Raw genomic sequence first — 18216 nt, 5'->3', positions numbered from 1 at the left:
CTGGCTTAATCTGGCAGGATGACCGTTTGCGCCCAGCGCCTGGTCCGCGAACCAATCAGAAGCAACCGTTTGATCTAACCACTCTCATTTGCAAAGTTTGGTAGAGGAAGATTAGCAACGGACATAACGGAGGAAGGGCGGAATGCATACAGATCAATTGAGCTTTGCCCCATAAACAATATTGACTGATTGCTGCATGATTTCCTCAAGCACCAGGATTCCATGAAGCGTGGACACATTACTGCTGCTTTAAAATTTCTATCCCTGTCGGGCAACCCAATGAATCGCCCCAGGTTTTGTAATCTATGCGACTGGCTGATTTTGGCCGACTCCAGTCGGTTGGTGGCAGGCGGAAACTGGCCGAAAAGCGCCTCTCGCGAGCTTCAGCTATGGATCGGCTTCTGCCGCTCGCGAATAACTGCTTTGGATTATGCAACCCCTGCCCAAGCGTCAAACCATTACCTCGAACCAGCGACGCATGCCCTTTCAGTTTCCTGTCGCAGTGCAAGCCCGACGCGCAGGCATTGCTCGAAAAAGAAGTGCCAGGCGATGGCATCATCGGCGTGGATGGTGACAGTGGTCGCCTACGCGGGTTAATCCACCAGCAGATCACCTTGCTGATCCGCGAATTTCTGGTGCAGTCATCTGGCTACAAAACGGTCGGCCCAAGCGCAGCTCCTGCACGGCAAGCCTGAAAAACCATTACCTGTCAGTGCCCATCATCATGCCGGCACGCGAACCACATCGTCTGTATGGATGAATAACCGAGGCGGTCGCACTTGTACCATGGTGCCTGGGCACACTCTGGCTCAAGGAGATGGCATGACCTCAATTGATCAATTGGAAACCCGCCTGCGCACGCTTGAAGATGTCGAAGCGATTCGCCAGCTCAAAGCGCGCTATCTGGCGTGTTGCGATCTGAAGGATCCGCAGGGCATGCGCGACTGCTTCGCACCGGGCCCGGTGCTTATCGACTACGGCCGGATCGGTGTGTTCGAAGACCGCGACCAACTCGTGGCGATTTTCCAACAGCTCGGCTGCCATCCGCATGTTGTCGAGATGCACCATGGCGTCAATCCGCAGATCGATGTGCTTGATGACACGCACGCCCGTGGCACCTGGGGTTTGCATTACCAGATGATCGACACGCAATCGCGGGTTATCACCCAGCTTGGCGCGCACTATGACGACGAGTACCGCAAGATCAACGGTCATTGGAAGATCAGCGCCACGCGCTGCGTGGTGACATCCACGCTGATCGCCAGCTATGAGCAGACCGAGCCCGGTGTGCGCTTCGCCGGTGTTCAGGCGAGTGCCACAGAGATGGGAGCACCTGTAGATGAGTAACGATCACAGCCAGTTGGTGGCGGTTGTAACAGGCGCGTCGCGTGGTGCCGGCAAAGGCATTGCTCTGGCACTCGGCGCGGCGGGCGCGACGGTGTATGTGACGGGCCGCTCGCAGAACGAGGGCGATGCGCCGTTGCCAGGCACGATCCACGAGACGGCGCGCCAAATCGATGCGTTAGGCGGCAAGGGCATCGCCGTCGCGTGCGATCACGCCGATGATGAGCAGGTGCGCAGCCTCTTCGAGCAGGTCGAGCGCGAGAGCGGGCGGCTCGACATCCTTGTCAATAACGCGACGTTTCTACACGATCAACTGATAAACCCCGGACCGTTCTGGGAGAAGCCACTCGATCTCGTCAAGATCCTCGACGTCGGTTTACGCTCCGCCTATGTGGTGAGTTGGTACGCGGCTCCGCTGATGGCCAAACGTCGTGGCGGGCTGATCGTGTTCACCTCGTCATTTGGCTCGAACTGCTACATGCACGGCGCGGCCTATGGCGCGCAGAAGGCCGGTGTCGACAAGTTCGCCAAAGACATGGCCGTGGACTTTCGCCCCTACGATGTCGCGGTGGTGTCCATCTGGATGGGTCCGCTGCGCACGGAGCGCACGACACGTGCATTGCAAGACCACCCGCATCGCTACGAGGAATTTTCGTTCGTCATGGAAAGCCCGGAGTTCACCGGCAAGGTCATTCACGCGCTGTATTGCGACCCTGACCGAATGACGCACTCCGGGCAGGTCCTCATCGGGGCAGAAGTCGCGGTGAAGTACGGCATTGTCGACCTGGATGGCCAACAGCCTCCGTCCTATCGCGACATGCTGGGCAGTCCAGTGCAGGCTCATCCGGCGATTGTCGAGTAGCGAGGCAGTCGATAGCAGCTTGAGACAGTAAACGTCGGCTCGACGGGATGCGGAAGAGATAGCCGTCGGTGTAGATCTTTAGCGAGATCGCGGGACCTTCAACCGACTCAGGGTTCGCCATGCATATTTGCAAGGCAAGCTCCAGGGTGCTGGGGTTACGCTGAATGGCCTCGTTCGGAGGCTATGGCGTCGAGGCATGCTCAGGGGCAGCCAGATGAGGAATAGTCTGTCCGTTGGCAATGGCACTGGCTTCAAGCTTCGCACGCTCCGCTTCCAAAAAAACATACGCGGTTTGCAGGGTGGTGATCTTCGCTTGAATTTCGGCCATCTTGCTGGCGACCAAGGCCGCGCCTTGAGCACAATCGATCGTATTGCCCCGCCTGGCAGCGAGGATGTCGCCGATCTCAGCGAGTGAAAACCCTCCGCTCTGAGCACTCTGAATGAATGCCAAATCAACAACGGTCTGATCGCTGTAGCTGCGGTAGTTGTTGGCCTGTCGATGGGCCACGATCAGCCCGAGCTGCTCGTAATAGCGCAATGCATGGCGCCCGAGGCCACTGCGGCGCTCCAACTCCCCAATGTTCACATTAAAAATTCCTTGACTGTAGAGCAGGCTCTACACCTTAGCCTGCGCCAATCGTCCAAACAAGGAGTCAGGCATGAGCGTTGAATGCTTCGTCACAGGCGGCAGTGGGTTTGTGGGTCAACATTTACTGGCCCGTCTTACTGCCACAGGGCACAAGACTTGGGTGCTTATGCGCAGCCCTGAAAACACTGAGCGTCTCAGAGAGCAGGTAGGCCGACTGGGCGGTAACCCTGCGTATATCCATGCCGTTGAGGGCGATATCAGCAGTGAGGGGCTTGGGCTCAGCGAGGCAGACAGGCAGCGCGTGTCTTCGGCCGCTGTGGTTTTCCACCTCGCGGCGCAATTTACCTGGGGGCTTACAATTGAGCGCGCCCGCGCAATCAATGTGCAAGGGGCGCTGAGCGTCGCCAGGCTTGCGGCGAGCCAGCGTATCCGATTGTTGATGGTGGGCGGCTTTATGCTGCAGAACCTTACCCACCTTGCCAGTATCGGGGTTGATAATGAGCACCCTGAAAACACACATTGGCCCGCAGTCTACAGCCGTGTAGGTGGCTACGAAGGCAGCAAGCTCGAGTCCCATTTCGCAGTCATTCGTTACATGCAGGAAGCGGGCGCGGATTACACGATCGTTCATCCTGCTACGGTGTGTGGCCACAGCGAGAGTGGGCACATCCTGGAAGGGCAACCGCTGGCCGAACTCATTCGAAATCTGGCACAAGGCCGGTTCAAAGCTGTCCCCGGTTCCGCCGGGCACTGGTTGCCATTGGTCAGCGTCGATTACCTGGTGACGATGATAACCTGCGCGGCGTTCGACCCTTCGATGGCCAACCGGCAGGTCCTGGCGCTCGATGAGCGCACACCGAACTTACAGGGGATGCTTCAGCAGGTCGCAATAACGCTGAAGGTCAAGGCACCCCGCCGCCATGTAGCGATAGGCGTGCTCAGGTGGCTTTTGACGATTCCCGGACTGGCAGCCCGACTCGCGATCAGCGCCGAGTCACTGAACTTTATTCAGACGCAGCGCTTCGACATGAGCCATAGCAAGCAACTGGAAAGCAAGTATCAGTTAACACATCCCGACCTGGCGCGAACGTTGGAAAAGACAGTGCGCTACGTCGAGGGTTACCTGCCCAATTGAACCAACCACGTCAGGCAATCTTCGATGAGGTAGCAAATTCCTTATGCTGTACTGCGCGCTCCGGCAAGGCGCTGTGGTGCCAGTACCTTCGCAGTGTTTGTATCGCAGGCAAGCCTGCTTGTATGAATCACCCACCGGACTGCAGTCCATCTTGTGGGAGCGGGCTTGCCCGCGATGGTATCGGCGTGGTCTCAGTAAATTCGCGGTGCTTGTATCGCATCCACCGGTTGAATCCGCACACCAAAGCGGCCCTTCGCGGAGGTCAGCTCTCGGCCAGAAATGGCCTTCCTGTCTTGTTCATATCAAGCCCAGCATGAGCAGCCATCGCTCAATGGTGCATACAGTGCCCCCCTTAGCTCAGCAGATGCTTTAATTCATGCCTGTTGCTTCGTGCTATGGCGGTTGTGCGTGGGGCACCTTCGGGTGCGCCGGGACCTGGAGCCCGGTCTGTCAACCCGCGTACAGCTGCCACCCTTATCGGGTATCAAGGACATTCGCATAAGTTCGTACAATTATGCGTTTGAATACACACTTCAGCCCAATTACCCTCTTGCGCATTGCGCCCAATACAGCGGCCGATTTCAGCAGCCCAGCCCTCGTTCAACAGGTGCTTTAATTCTTGCCTGTTGCTTCGTGCTATGGCGGTTGTGCGTGGGGCACCTTCGGGTGCGCCGGGCTCCTTGATCCCTGGTCTGCTAACCCGCGTACAACTGCCACCCTTGATGGGCATCAAGGACATTCGTGTCAGTTCATCCCCACCTGCGCTTGAATCCACACGTCAACCCCGTTAATCTGCTGCGCGTCGCTGACAATCCAGCGATCGGGTTTGGTAGCCCGGTTGGTAATCAAGGCGCACAAGCGGCCTATCCGAATCAGTTGGCACTTTATCTGCGCCAGCTGGTTCGCGTTATGGCGGCTGTGCGCGGGGCGCCTTCGTGCGCGCTGGGTTCCTTGATTCCCGGTCTACCAACCTGCGTACAGCCGCCACCCATTCGTTTGGTAGCGATACGTGGCGGCTCCAACAATCAAGGAGCGTCACCATGACCAAGATAGTCCCCGATCCCCCACCCACCAACATCCTGAAAACCACCGCCTGCGCCACCTTCGGTTCCTGCGAAGACAGCCACGATCCGCTGTTCAGTGTTCGCGCCGGGCTTAACGTCGAAGACGTGCTGATCCACCTCACCATCCTGCTACGTTCCGCCTACGCCACCAATGAACAAGCCTGTCTGGTGGTCGACAGCGAAACCCGGCATCTGCTCTGGTCCACCCGCACGGCCGTTGATATGGCTCAAGGGCTGGCGCAGGCGTTGCTCGGTGGTATGGAGGTTGACCGCTCAAGGCCGGAAACGCGCTAACGGTAAAACGGGCAGTGGCGCTCGCCCTGCCCGCTTTTCAGGCCACGACAGGTTCTGCGTCCAGGCCTTTCTGCACGTACCAGGACAACGGCAGCGTCAGCAACAAGGTGGTGGCCACGATGATCACGGCGAAGGGCACCCCCGTGATATCGCCCAGATGACCAAACACCACTGGCGCCAGCGCACCGCCACCAATCGTGCCGGTGTAGAACACGGCGAAGGCCTGTTCGCGCTTGCCTGGGCCGGCCAGGTCCGGCACGGTGCCATAGAGCACCGACGACGTACCGTTCAGCACCAGCCCCAGCAGCGGCAGGGTCGCCATCAGGCCGTAAAACGGCAGGTACACCGCCAAGATGATCAGCGCAGCGGTAGAGAACTCGGTCAGCCATACGGTCTTCATCATGCCAATGCGTACGCCCAGGTAGCCGCACAGCAACTTGCCGAACGCCCCACCGACGAACAACATCATCAGCGCCAACCCTATGCCTGCCGTCCCGGCCCCTTTGGCTTGCAGCAGGAACGGCAAGAAGGTGAGGAACCCCATCCGCACCGCGCTGTCCAGCGTGCCGGTCAGGACCAGGGCACGCAACCCGCCGACAGAACCCCGCCCGGCGTTTGCCGCGAAGGCTTTACCCTGAGCCGACGCGGGCTGCGCCTGCGCCGGAATCAGCCACCACAGCAGGCCCGCAGCCATCAGGCCGAGCAGGCCCATCAGGGTGACGCTGGCGCGCCAACTGATCAGCATCAGCAGCAGGCCGACAACGCCCGGCAGCAGCGTTTTACCGATGTCCCCAGCGAAGTTGTACTGCGACAACGCTTGCTTGACGCCCCCGCCCGCCTCGTGAGTGTCCGTAATCAACGAAGACGCCAGTGGGTGTTGAGTGCTCGCACCCAATCCCCCCAGCAACAGCGCCATCAACAGCAGGCTCAACCCACCAGCCTGCCCTGCCAACACATAGGCCAGCCCCGCAAGTGCGGTACCGGCCACCAACAGGCGTGCTCTCCCCCAGCGCCTCGCGGCACGGCTTGCCAATAACTGGAAACCGGCCATCATCCCCGAGTAGGCACCACGCAACAGGCCGATCTGGGCATAGCTCAAGGAAAACTGCGCCTGCCAGATCGGCAACAGCACATAGATAACGTCGGTCAGGCCATCATGGACAGCGTGGGCGCCACAACCCGCAATCAACGAGCGGCGACGCACCGTGGCATTAGTAGATTGCACTACAGGCAAAGACGGTCCTTCGTCGTTGAGCGCATTCATCGTGTAGAAATCCCCGCGGGTTGCACGCTGATCACCTCATACAGTCCTGGATGAAGGATACATCGCGACCAAGGGGTTTACAGCCCGTCGAGATCAACCTGCGTCACACACTCAGTACGCCCCTCTCAGGGTCAGCGTAAAACTGCGCGGCTCACCATAGAAGTTGTAGATGTTGGGGGTACCGACTGAGGCGTAGTAGGTGCGGTCCAACAGGTTGTTGATGTGCAGATCGACGCTGTGTTGTTTGTCCAATTGGTAACCGATACGGCCGTTGACCACGGCATAACCACTGTTCACCAGTTCGTCGCGCCAGCCCCGTGAACTCTGTGTGGCACCATTGGCCAGTACCCCAAGGCCGACACTGAACCCCGCCAGGGCGCTCTGCTCATCAAAGCGGTAGTTGCTCCACAGCTTGAGCTGGTCCTTGGGCGTCTGGATCGAGTAGGTTCGCCCCTGGTTCTCCCGGGCTTGCAGGTAGCGCGTCTCCAGGCGGGTATAGCCTGCCGACAGGTCGAGCCCAGCGGCGGGCTTGCCACTGACTTCCAGCTCCCAGCCCTCGCTCTCTACTTCGCCGGCGTTCAGGTAGTAGTTGTCGTTTGGATAAACCGGATCGGCGTAGGCACGGTTCTCGTCGCGCAAATTGAACCAGGCCAGCGTCAGCCCCAGGCGCCCTTCAAGCCATTCGGTTTTGCTGCCGACTTCATACTGGCGCCCTTCACGCGGCTTGAGCACGCTGCCATCCGCCTTCAGTTGGGTCTGCGGTACGAAAATGTCGGTATAGCTGGCGTACAAGGTGATGTTCGGGTTCAACTCATACAGCACACCGCCGTAAGGGCTGATCTGCTGATCGGCTTCAGCGCCGTCTCGCCAGTCCGTGGCATTGGATGGCGCAACGTCGCGGGTACGGCTGCTGAAGGTCGTGGTGCGAGCCCCCAGCACCAGCGTCAACGGATCGGCAAGGCTAATGTTCAGCCGCGAATAGAGACCGTACTGTTCGGTTTCACTCTCTCTGCCCGAGGTGTATGCAATCGTCGGTTCGGGCAGATCATCGAGCCCGTCAAAGGTTGTGCTCCCCCCTACACCACGCCCCGAGCGGCCACGGCTGTTGTACACCTCAGCGTTGGCTCCCAGCAGCAGGTTGTGGGTACGCCCCAGCAACGCGAACGGCCCGTTCAAGAACACGTCCATGCCTTCGCGGGTGTAGTTGTAGGCACCTTGCATGCTGCTGTAACGAAGGGTATCGGTCAGCGGCGCCAGGCCCGATGAGGCATAGGCGTACTTGTAGTTCTGGTACTGTTCCCGCCGGTTGAACGCGCCCTTGAGTACCCATTCGTTGTCGAAGCGATGTTCAAGGCTGGCCGACCACTCATGGGTGTCGTAGCTCAGCCGTCCCCAGTCAGGGGCATGGAAGGTTGAGCGCGACACATCCAGCAACCTGTAGTGCCCCTTGGCGTCCACCAGGTCATACGCCGGTAACCCGGACCAGGGCGCCTGCACCTGCTGCTCTTGAGTGCTGTAGGAAACGTCCAGTGTGGTCTGCGGATTCAGGTCGTAAGCGAGGGCGGCCATCCCCAACCATTTGTCACTGCTGGTTCGATCGTAGAAGTACTGGCGATCCTCGCTCGACAGCACCAGGCGACCGCGCAGGCTGCCGCTGTCATTCAACGGCCCGCTGATATCGCCCTCACGGCGGTAGGTATCCCAGGAACCTGCAGAAAGGGCCCAGTTGGCGGCGAAATGATCCAGGGGCCGCTTCTTGACCAGATTGACCACACCACCCGGCTCACCCGCGCCCTGCAGTAGGCCGGAAGGCCCCCGGAGCACTTCGATGCGCTCGTACAGCGGCAGGTCGAACTGGTTGGACGGGGTCATGCCGTTGTACGAAGGCACACCGTCGTACATCACGCCCAACGCATAACCACGGGACAAATACTGGTAGCTCAAGGTGTCATTGGCGATGAGGGTGACGCCGGTCACTTGCTGCATGGCGTCGGGGACACTGACCATGCCCTGGTCGTCCATCTGCTGACGCGTCACCACACTGACCGACTGAGGAACCTCTCGTGGGCTGAGCGGAGTTTTATTGAATCCACTGACGGTTTCGGCTTTATAGCCGGGCTCCCGTTGGCCGACGACAGTGGTTTCCGGTAAGGCCAGTGGTTGCTCGGCAGCGTTGCTGAACATGCTGACCAATACCAGGGACCAGCCCAGTGGCGCAGGGCCAGGACGTTGTTTTAAAACCATGAGGGTGCTCGCTCGATAATCTGGCGGCAGCCGTCCGGCATGCTCCACAAAGCCCTGATAAAACGCTCTGGATGGCGCCAGCGACTACCCTGTCAACGGACGGCGCGACTCTAGTGCCTCAGGACCTGCGGCTAAAACTGCGACATCCCGCCACGGCCAGGTCATGCCAGGGCCTCCCAGGCAAGCCGCTTTATGGGCGGCTGCCAGGGATGCGGCAGCCTGTCGCACAAAGCTGACAGGCTGGCTCGCCACCGACGTGCCCGGCAAGCGCTACTCAGGGTACCGGCAACCACCTGCGAAACCCCGTGCCGCCCTTGCCCGTCAGTGGGCACCAGGCAAAGTCCCACGGCACCGGTGGAAGTTCTTCCTGCTCCAAATCGGGCGCGAGCATCGGACGAGGCGCCACCTTCCAATCGAAGAGCATCTGCGGTGAACCTTGCCAGGCCAAGACCAACCCGCGCGCCAGGCTGTCATCGGTATTGATCCAACGCGCCGCCGCAGCACTCATGAACGACTCGATGTGCGCGTCGTTGATCCGTGCCCGGTAGCTGGAGCCGAGCAGCCAGCGACACACGCTCAGGTAATACGTCCAGTTCAGTGGCGGATGATTGCGGTACGCCCAGGTCATGAAACCACGAAAGATATTCAGACCATCCGGAGGGTCGAGCTTAAGCAGCGCCGGGCACACATCGAACAACGTGTGCCAGTACGGCAGCAGACGGGCATCCAGGTGCACGAAGCTGCGTGCGTTGCTGGGGTAGTCGGGAAACGGCAGCAGAAAATCCCCTTTTTTCCCCAGTCGGGAAGCCTTGCTGACCAATCGCGAGGCGCCTGACGGAACCGCTAGCGCTCGCATGTCAGCCTCCCCAATGGGCGATTCAAACCTTCAATACCACGCGCCATGTTGCGCTCCTTACCCTGTCACCATTAACCATGGGCACACCCGATTCGGGTGTGCGGAAAAAGCCGGTCATGCGTGACGAGCAGGAGACGCTCGGGGGTTGATCGACGGCCAGCGGGCACGGGGCGACACCCAGAACAATGGCGGTGTGAACGGCCGCGGTGACGCCGCGATAGCACCGATCAGCGCCACCGACGCTGGCGGAATGAATACGGCTTCAAGCGTCTGAGAACAGCAACAATGGACTTGGTCAGCCTTGCCCGCAGAGGATGGCCGCTGTTTGTCGAGCGCAAGCGTGACCTGCTGCACGCTGCCCGCAGAGCAAAAGCTGCCCGTCAGCAACTGCTCAATGCTCAACGCGCCAAAAGCACCGGCCATCGGCAGCGCCATGACCTTGAGCACAATCGCCAGAAACGCCGCGACCCAGACGTTCTGCTGACTGGCGTTACTCATTCCACCCTGCATGCAACACCCTAAGGATGATGACAATCAAACACCCGCCCCCACGCTGTGGCGCATGGGCGACAGCAAGGCGAACAGCGGACGAAGGCCTGCAGCGGTCACCGGCCAATAAGGCCGTCCGCCTGTGAGCGTTAAATCAGAGGGGATGCGCGAGGATTGGCCGAGGGCCAGGAATAACGCGGGGGCGCCTTGCAGCGTTGCTCACGGCCGGGACGTTGTGTTCGCCCCAGCCGTAGCAACCAGCTGAGGCAGAACAGCATGGCAATGCCAAGGCTTAGTGCAGAGCAAATCGGACAAGAAAAACTGGCGCCCCAGCCGCTGGCCGAAGGGCTGCCGAGGTCGGTGCTCGGGCTGGGGGCCTTGCCGCCGAGGGAGGCGCAGAACTGTCCACCCAAGCCATTGAGTTCCAGCCCCATCACCTGCCCGTACCCCAAACCGCAGGCAAACACATTGAACAGAACGCTGAAATACAGCATCCAGGCAATGAGTGAGCGGTCTGAGCGGGCGAGTTTCATGGCGGCGACTTTACCATCGAACCGCAAGAAGGCTGAAGCGCGACTTGGGTCGAACAGACTGGCCAGAAAACCATTGCCGACTATTTTCTATCACGAGCGACATCCCTGTAGGTCTTCGGCAGCTCCCCTGTCCATTGCCGGAACGCCCGAGTGAATGCGGAAGGCTCAGAAAAACCCAGCGCTAGGGAAACAAGACTGATCGACATCGACGTCTGGCTCAAGTAATGGATCGCCATGTCCCGACGCACACCATCCTTGAGCCGTTGAAACTGGCTTCCCTCAGCCGCGAGCTTTCGCCTCAGTGTTCTGTCGGTGAGGTGTAACGCGAGTGCCGCATGCTGAATGGTGGCTTCAGCCAGATTTTCCGAGCGCTCCAGGTAATCCAGCACTCGCCGTGTATAGACGGGGTAATAGGCCGGCCGAGTGAACCAGTCGAATGGCGCTCGCTTCAAATGAACCCTTAGGGCCTCGGGTGTTTGCACCAGCGGTGCCTTGAGTGCCGCCGCATCGAACACCAGGCAGGTCACCGGCTGGTCGAACTTCGCCGGACAGGGAAACATCAAACGGTACTCTGTCAGGTGTTTGGGCGCCGGATGGTCAAACGCGACATGCTTCAGCGAAATCCGCTGGCCAATCAACCAGCTGGGAAAACGATGCCACAACAGCAGTAGAAAACCTCTGAGCAGGTAGTCCGGGTCTTGAGCCGGATCCTTGAGCCGCATCGAAAAAACCGCTTCATCACCGACGACATCAAGCGCCAGGTGCAAGGAGTCATTCACCACATTGTAGAAGTGGCTCAGCTTGTAATACACCGAGTGCAGGTTACGTGAATGAACGACCTGCTTGGCCATGATGGCGAACACGCCCTGCCGACAACGCTGCGCGCCCATGCCCAGAAACTCGTCATCGGCCAAACGCCAGACCGCTCGCATCAAGCGACTGAATTGATCAGGCGTGATCCGCAGATGGGCATTGTCCAGCATGCGTCGATTAAGGCCCGCTTCATTGAGCAGCACCGCCTCGTCAAGCTGAAGACGGCGCCCGGCGTTCATGAGCATTCGGGCGAAATGAATGGAAATGGAATAGCGCTCTATACCCATCGAAGACAGATCCCTGCATCACATCGGCGAAGTCTACCGCCATACCGCTGTCCGTTTATGTCTATTTTTCGACTGGTTTCGTTATTGTCGCCAAGGGCCCTTCCAATGGAAGGTAGCGACCGCCAGCAGAGGCCTGACTGATGCGGGTAAAACGCTGCCATTTCCGACAATTCCCAAGGAACCCGTCCGTGCACGTGCAAGCAGTAAACGTGGTTACAACGCCAGGGACAGCTACTCGTCCGCGCAAGAACCGCAGGCTAAACGTATTGATATACCCGCACCAGGCGACATCCGTTGCGCCCAGCGTGCACACCAACGGCCTGAAGCGCGGCCGATATGCGCCCTCTGCCCTACAGAATTACCGGCTCACACTGCCCCCACTAGCGCGCCTTCATGCGCTGGGCGACGGCTGTGGCCAATGCCAGCGGGCCCATGACAGTCGAGGCGAGCGCCCCATCGCATCTGGCCAATTTGGTCGATTATCGGGCGCAGCTCAACGCAAGGCCTGACGCTTCCAATACCCAATACCCAATACCCATGACACGACCCTGACGTTTGGCCCCAGCAGCGTGAACAGCACGGTCGGCCTGACGCATCGTTTTAAAGAGGATGTCTTAATGAGTGATTACACCCATCCCTATCGCGACAGCGAGTTCGTCCTGCAGCAACTGGTCGAATTTGAAGCCTTGTGTGCATCGGCACATCGGGATGACATCAACGATGAACTGGTGTCCGCGATTCTGGCCGAAGCCGGTCGTCTGGGCTCTGGCGTATTGGCACCGCTCAACAGGATTGGCGACACCCAGGGCGCACGTCTGGGCGAGCACGGCGTTCAGGAAACTCCCGGTTTCGCCGATGCTTATCAGCAGTTCCAGGCCGGCGGCTGGCCTTCGTTGACTGCAGCGGAAATCTGGGGCGGCCAAAACCTGCCGAATGTGATCGGCACTGCCGTCAATGAAATCTGGCATTCGGCCAACATGGCCTTCGCCCTCTGCCCGATGCTGACGCAAGGTGCAATCGAGGCCATCGCCCACCACGGCTCGCCCGCCTTGCGTGATGCCTACCTTGCCCCGTTGGTCAGTGGCGAATGGACCGGCACCATGAACCTCACCGAGCCGGATGCCGGTTCAGACCTGGCCGCGATCAAGAGCCGTGCTATCCCTCAGGGCGACCATTACCTGATCAGCGGGCAGAAAATCTTCATCACTTGGGGCGACCACCAGATGACGGAGAACATCGTCCATCTGGTACTGGCCCGGCTGCCAGATGCACCGGCCGGCGTAAAAGGCATTTCGCTGTTCGTCGTGCCTAAATTCCTGCTTGATGCCCAAGGCAAGCCAGGCGCACTCAACGATGCCCGCTGCATCGCGCTGGAGCACAAGCTGGGCATCCACGGCAGCCCGACCTGTGTCATGAGCTTTGGCGATAACGGTGGCGCCATCGGTTACCTGGTGGGCGAACCACACCAAGGGCTGGCGTGCATGTTCACCATGATGAACCACGCTCGACAAAGCGTTGGCCTGCAAGGCCTGGCCATCTCCGAACGCGCCTACCAACACGCCTTGCAGTACGCCAAGGACCGCCTGCAAGGCACGCGCAAGGACGGTAGCCGCTTCTCGATCATCCACTTCCCGGATGTACGGCGCATGCTGCTTCAGATGAAGGCGTCCATCGAGGCAATGCGAGCCCTGGCACTGGTGGCTGCCGCCGAAGTGGACCGGACCACCTACGCACCTGACGCAGACGCGGCAAAGCTGCATCAAGGTCGCGTCGACCTGCTCACCCCCATCGTCAAGGGGTGGCTGACCGAGATGGCACAAGAGGTGACCTCTCTCGGCGTGCAGATTCATGGTGGCATGGGCTTCATCGAAGAAACCGGCGCCGCCCAGCATTATCGTGACGCCCGTATCCTGACCATCTATGAGGGCACCACCGGCATCCAGGCACTTGACCTGGTCGGGCGCAAGACACTGCTCAACGAAGGCCAGTTGATCAACCGTTTGTTGGACGATATCGGCGAAACCGTCGCTGTGCTGCAACGCTCGACGCACCTCGCCAATCAGGCTGCCGCACTGGAAGGCGCCTTGGGCGCTGGCCGGCAAGCCCTGCGCATTCTCCTCGACAATGCGAAAACCGACGCGCACCTGGCAGGCAGCATCAGCGTGAACTTCATGATGCTGTTCGGCTACCTCTGCGGCGGTTGGCTGATGGCTCGCTCGGCCTTGAGCGCCCAAGCCCTGCTCGACGCCGGCAGCGGCGATCCTCAGTTCCTGAAAGCCAAGCTGGTCACTGCCGACTTCTATGCCGAACAGCTACTGCCGCGCGTGCATGCCCTGCTGACCGCCATTGGCAGCGGCAGCAGAAGCATCATGGCCCTGGACGACGAACAATTTTGACTGCGCGTTCATTGACTAGCCCCCAGTAACGACTGGCACTGCGAACCACTGCGGTGGCCTTTAACGGTCACCGCACGTTTGCAACACACGTTTGCCCCACAACATAGCGATACCCGCCTTGATCGTGTCGGCCTCCCCTTCTGCCCACCCCCAAGAACAATCAGGCGAGCAGCGCTTCGCAACGGCCCTGCTGAGTAAGGACGCGCGTACCCACTGGGCGTTTGATGCCCGGTAGCCCGTCCATTTCTCCCCCTATTTGAGGTTTCCCCCATGCACGCTTCGCGTATTCGACTGGCTTCCCTGCACGACAAGATCATGAGTGCGACGCAGGCAGCACGGCTCATCAAAGACGGCATGACCATCGGCATGAGTGGTTTTGGCGGTGCGGGAGACGCCAAAGCGGTTCCCTTGGCATTGATCGAGCAGGCCAAGCGCACGCCACTGAAAATCAACCTGATTACCGGCGCCAGCCTGGGCGGAGGGCTGGATGGGAAAATGGCCGAAGCCGGCCTGCTGGCACGGCGGATGCCCTTTCAGGGCGATGCGGTACTGCGCAAAGCCATCAACGAAGCGCGCGTCATGTTCATCGACCAACACCTCTCGGAAGTGGTCGAGCAGGTGCGCGATGGTTTCCTGCCCACCCCGGATATTGCGGTCGTCGAAGCGGTGGCCATCACCGAGCAAGGGCATATCGTACCTACGTCCTCCGTGGGCAACTCGGCAAGCCTGGCCCTGGCGGCCAAGCAGGTAATCGTCGAACTCAACCTGGCGAGCAATCCACATTTCGAGGGGTTGCATGACATCTACCTGCCTCAAGATCGCCCTCACCGTGGCCCGATCCCCATTCGTCACTCAAACGAGCGCATCGGTAGCCAGGCGATCGACATCGATCCGTCACGCATCGCCGCCATCGTCATCTGCAACTCGCCCGAGGCGACCGTGACCATGTTGCCGCCTGACAATGACACGCAGGCCATTGCCGACCACCTGGTGCGGTTCTTCGAGCAAGAGGTGGAAATGGGCCGCCTGCCTAGAAACCTGGCGCCGCTGCAAGTGGGCGTGGGTTCCATTGCCAATGCGGTGATGTGTGGCCTGATCAACGCGCCCTTCAACGACTTGGTGCAATACTCCGAAGTCCTGCAGGACTCCACGTTCGACCTGCTTGACGCCGGCAAGCTGAAATTTGCCTCGGGATGCTCCATCACCCTGTCCGGCCCCTGTGGCGAGCGAGTCTTCGGCAACCTGGAAAAGTACGCTGACCGCCTGGTACTGCGCCCCCAGGAAATCTCCAACCACCCGGAAGTCATTCGACGCCTGGGGCTCATCGCAATCAACACCGCGCTGGAGTTTGATCTCTACGGCAACGTGAACTCCACTCACGTCTGCGGCACCCAAATGATGAACGGCATCGGCGGCTCCGGGGACTTTGCCCGCAACGCTCGCCTGTCGATATTCGTGACCAAGTCGATTGCCAAGGACGGGAACATTTCGCGCGTAGTGCCCATGGTCAGCCACGTCGACCACACAGAGCACGACGTGGATATTCTGGTCACTGAGCACGGCTTGGCTGACTTGAGGGGCCTCGCACCTCGAGAGCGGGCCCGGGTGATTATTGATCAATGCGTACACCCAGACTACCGCGCGGCCCTCGATGACTACTTCAGCGCCGCCTGCCTGCTGGGCGGACATACCCCCCACGACCTCAGCCAGGCGTTGAGCTGGCATGTACGTTTGAACAAGACAGGCAGCATGCAGCAACCCAACTGACGCCCTGGCACACCGCTGCAGCGCAAACGCGCGGCACTGCAACTGAACGGCCACCCCCAGGCCGTTCGGTTCTGCGCTAAACCTCGTCACCCGCGCATCACCGCCTACGTGCTGTTCGGTCCCGAACAGCCATTCAGCACTTTGTTCTGTGCAGTGCTTCCAACCTTACCGCTCAATACAGCCAAGCCATTGTTTTAAAAGCACTTTTAAACATGGCATGGTTCTCGCCTTGTTCCTCTCACCCTAGAAATGTGTCGCCCGCTACTGACCGTTAAGTAGCCGGTCGAGCCGTACATGCCTTGAAGAGGAATACGATGAAACTTCTGCACATGCTGTTCTGCACCGCGTTGTTGTTTGGCGCCAACACCTACGCCAGTGACGACGTGCCGTCATTGGCAGGCAAGCGCATCGCCATCAGCATGACCGGCACCAGCCATTACTTCGACGTGAAGGCGTTCCAGGCTCAGGTCGACGAGGTAAAACGCCTGGGCGGTACTCCCATTACGCTGGATGCCGGCCGGAACGACAAAAACCTGGTCACGCAACTGCAAACCGTGGTCACCCAAAAACCTGATGCCGTTATCCAGACGCTGGGTACGCTCAGCGTGATCGACCCCTGGCTCAAACGCATCAAGGCGGCCGGCATTCCCCTGTTCACCATCGATGCGCCCTCGCAGTACAGCATCAACAACACCACCTCGGACAACTACGCAGCGGGCCGTTTGTTGGCGGAGCAACTGGTCAAGGATACCGGTGGCAAGGGCAACATCCTGGTGTTCAACGGTTTCTATGGCGTGCCCGTATGCCGCATCCGCTATGACGAACTGATCAAGGCGCTGGCCGACCATCCTGATCTGAAGGTCATTCAGCCCGAGCTGCGTGACGTCATCCCCAACACCGTGCAAGACGCCCGCTCGCAGGTCGCGGCGTTGCTCAACAAGTACCCAAAAGGTGAGATCGCGGCCATCTGGTCGGCCTGGGACATCCCGCAACTGGGCGCCAGCCAGGCGCTGATTGACGCCGGGCGCACCGAGATCAAGACCTACGGTGTCGATGGCACACCGGAAGTGCTCGACCTGATACAGCGAGACGATTCGCCCATCGGCGCCGTTGTGGCCCAGCAACCCGTCTTGATCGGAAAAACCGCAGTACAGAATGTCGCGCGTTACCTGGCCGGGCAAAAAGACCTGCCTAAGGAAACCCACGTTTCCACCCTGCTGACCACTGCAAACAACCTGGATGAAATGCAACAACTGCGAGGTGACCAATGAGCCAGAAAAGTGATTTCGATATCGGCCGACGCGCCCTGCTGGGCGCTGGCGTTACCCTGGCTGCCGGCCTTGGTCTTTCTTCCCTGGCCCGAGCAGCCAGCCCGAGTGGCGACGCTCCGGTGCCTTCACTGGCGGGCAAACGCATCGCCATCAGCACCGTGGGCACCAGCATCTACTTCGATAGCCGTGCGTTCGCCGCGCAGGTCGAAGAAGTAAAAAGGTTGGGCGGAACGCCCATCACCCTGGACGCGGGGCGCAACGACAAGGCCATGGTCACCCAACTTCAGAACCTGGTCACCCAGAAGCCTGATGCGGTGATCCACACGCTGGGCACCTTGAGCATCATCGACCCCTGGTTCAAGCGTATTGCGGCGGCCGGCATTCCGCTGTTCACCATCGAGGTGCCGTCGCAGTACGCCATCAATACCATCTCGGCGGACAACTGGAGCACCGGCCTGATCCTGGCCAAGAAGCTGGTGGCGGACCTGCGCGGCAAGGGACGCGTGCTGGTGTTCAATGGCTTTTATGGGGTGCCAAGCTGCGGTATTCGTTACGATCAGTTGAAGCTCGTGACCAAGTTCTACCCACAAATCGAGTTCCTCGAGCCGGAGCTGCGTGATGTCATCCCCAACACCGTGCAGGACGCCCGCAGTCAAGTCGCCGCGCTGCTGAACAAATACCCCAAGGGCGAGATCGATGCGATCTGGACGGCCTGGGATTTGCCGCAGTTGGGTGCCAGCCAGGCGCTGATCGACGCAGGGCGCACCGAGATCAAGACCTACGGCGTCGACGGCACACCGGAAGTACTGGACCTGCTTAAACAACCCAATACGCCGGTCGCCGCCGTGGTTTCGCAACAACCGGCACTGATCGGACGCCTGGCGGTGCACAACGTCGCCCGTTACCTGGCAGGTGAACACGACCTGCCCAAGGAAACCTTCGTCGAGACACTGTTGACCACCGCGGACAACGTCGATGACGTTCGCCGCCTCAGGGGTGATGCTTGAA

General features: G+C 59.8%; 16 protein-coding genes. 9 read left to right on the top strand and 7 right to left on the bottom strand.

Annotated elements, in window-relative coordinates; translation table 11 throughout:
- Window positions 1–389: 389 nt before the first annotated feature.
- The 3 genes from UIA24_RS19705 to UIA24_RS19695 all read left to right on the top strand — a co-directional run bounded on the left by UIA24_RS19705 (window position 390) and on the right by UIA24_RS19695 (window position 2206).
- Window positions 390–695 (top strand): hypothetical protein, encoded by a 306-nt coding sequence (locus UIA24_RS19705; protein WP_442963052.1) that lies wholly within the window; start codon window positions 390–392, stop codon window positions 693–695.
- 127 nt (window positions 696–822) lie between these two features.
- Window positions 823–1347, top strand: a complete 525-nt coding sequence (locus UIA24_RS19700) for a nuclear transport factor 2 family protein (RefSeq protein ID WP_330523637.1) — start codon at window positions 823–825, stop codon at window positions 1345–1347.
- Window positions 1340–2206 carry an SDR family NAD(P)-dependent oxidoreductase gene (locus tag UIA24_RS19695; RefSeq protein ID WP_330523636.1) on the top strand — a complete coding sequence of 289 codons (867 nt, stop codon included), beginning with the start codon at window positions 1340–1342 and terminating at the stop codon, window positions 2204–2206. The genes UIA24_RS19700 and UIA24_RS19695 overlap by 8 nt, the downstream gene beginning before the upstream one ends.
- Before the next feature lie 181 nt (window positions 2207–2387).
- Here UIA24_RS19695 and UIA24_RS19690 read toward each other — a convergent pair whose 3' ends face one another.
- Window positions 2388–2792, bottom strand: coding sequence for a MerR family transcriptional regulator (locus UIA24_RS19690; RefSeq protein ID WP_330523635.1), 405 nt, complete (start codon window positions 2790–2792; stop codon window positions 2388–2390).
- Window positions 2793–2865: 73 nt separating this feature from the next.
- Here UIA24_RS19690 and UIA24_RS19685 point away from each other — a divergent pair, with 73 nt between their 5' ends.
- Window positions 2866–3930 (top strand): SDR family oxidoreductase, encoded by a 1065-nt coding sequence (locus UIA24_RS19685; RefSeq protein WP_330523634.1) that lies wholly within the window; start codon window positions 2866–2868, stop codon window positions 3928–3930.
- A 1040-nt stretch (window positions 3931–4970) separates the two neighbouring features.
- Window positions 4971–5288 carry a DUF3077 domain-containing protein gene (locus UIA24_RS19680; RefSeq protein WP_330523633.1) on the top strand — a complete coding sequence of 106 codons (318 nt, stop codon included), beginning with the start codon at window positions 4971–4973 and terminating at the stop codon, window positions 5286–5288.
- 37 nt (window positions 5289–5325) lie between these two features.
- Here UIA24_RS19680 and UIA24_RS19675 read toward each other — a convergent pair whose 3' ends face one another.
- From UIA24_RS19675 to UIA24_RS19650, 6 genes are all read right to left on the bottom strand, one after another.
- The gene (locus UIA24_RS19675; RefSeq protein WP_330523632.1) at window positions 5326–6552 is read right to left on the bottom strand and encodes an MFS transporter; all 1227 of its coding nucleotides are present in this window, start codon (window positions 6550–6552) and stop codon (window positions 5326–5328) included.
- A gap of 111 nt (window positions 6553–6663) precedes the next feature.
- A complete protein-coding gene (locus UIA24_RS19670; RefSeq protein ID WP_330523631.1) occupies window positions 6664–8796 on the bottom strand; it encodes a TonB-dependent siderophore receptor in 2133 nt (710 codons plus the stop codon).
- Between the two features lie 274 nt (window positions 8797–9070).
- Complete coding sequence (locus tag UIA24_RS19665) at window positions 9071–9652, bottom strand: putative natural product biosynthesis protein (RefSeq protein ID WP_330523630.1); 582 nt, start codon at window positions 9650–9652, stop codon at window positions 9071–9073.
- A 114-nt stretch (window positions 9653–9766) separates the two neighbouring features.
- Entirely contained in the window at window positions 9767–10150 is a 384-nt protein-coding gene (locus UIA24_RS19660; RefSeq protein ID WP_330523629.1) for a DUF2946 family protein, read from the bottom strand.
- A gap of 140 nt (window positions 10151–10290) precedes the next feature.
- Window positions 10291–10674 carry a DUF2946 domain-containing protein gene (locus UIA24_RS19655; RefSeq protein ID WP_330523628.1) on the bottom strand — a complete coding sequence of 128 codons (384 nt, stop codon included), beginning with the start codon at window positions 10672–10674 and terminating at the stop codon, window positions 10291–10293.
- Window positions 10675–10754: 80 nt separating this feature from the next.
- On the bottom strand, window positions 10755–11774 hold the full coding sequence (locus UIA24_RS19650) for an AraC family transcriptional regulator (RefSeq protein WP_330523627.1): 1020 nt from the start codon (window positions 11772–11774) through the stop codon (window positions 10755–10757).
- A 617-nt stretch (window positions 11775–12391) separates the two neighbouring features.
- On the opposite strand from UIA24_RS19650, the gene UIA24_RS19645 reads away from it, so the two are divergent.
- The 4 genes from UIA24_RS19645 (at window position 12392) to UIA24_RS19630 (ending at window position 18215) form a co-directional block, all read left to right on the top strand.
- A complete protein-coding gene (locus UIA24_RS19645) occupies window positions 12392–14170 on the top strand; it encodes an acyl-CoA dehydrogenase (RefSeq protein WP_330523625.1) in 1779 nt (592 codons plus the stop codon).
- Window positions 14171–14440: 270 nt separating this feature from the next.
- Window positions 14441–15937: an acetyl-CoA hydrolase/transferase family protein gene (locus UIA24_RS19640; protein ID WP_330523624.1), complete on the top strand. Its 1497-nt coding sequence runs from the start codon at window positions 14441–14443 to the stop codon at window positions 15935–15937.
- 314 nt (window positions 15938–16251) lie between these two features.
- Window positions 16252–17208 (top strand): sugar ABC transporter substrate-binding protein, encoded by a 957-nt coding sequence (locus tag UIA24_RS19635; protein WP_102052024.1) that lies wholly within the window; start codon window positions 16252–16254, stop codon window positions 17206–17208.
- Window positions 17205–18215: a sugar ABC transporter substrate-binding protein gene (locus UIA24_RS19630; RefSeq protein WP_330523623.1), complete on the top strand. Its 1011-nt coding sequence runs from the start codon at window positions 17205–17207 to the stop codon at window positions 18213–18215. Before UIA24_RS19635 ends, UIA24_RS19630 begins: the two co-directional genes overlap by 4 nt.
- Window position 18216 lies beyond the last annotated feature (1 nt).

The sequence above is a fragment of the Pseudomonas sp. AL 58 genome (assembly GCF_036348395.1).
Classification (GTDB): domain Bacteria; phylum Pseudomonadota; class Gammaproteobacteria; order Pseudomonadales; family Pseudomonadaceae; genus Aquipseudomonas; species Aquipseudomonas defluvii.
Note: the sequence above shows the minus strand (reverse complement) of the source record. Positions and strands in the feature narration are given on the sequence as shown.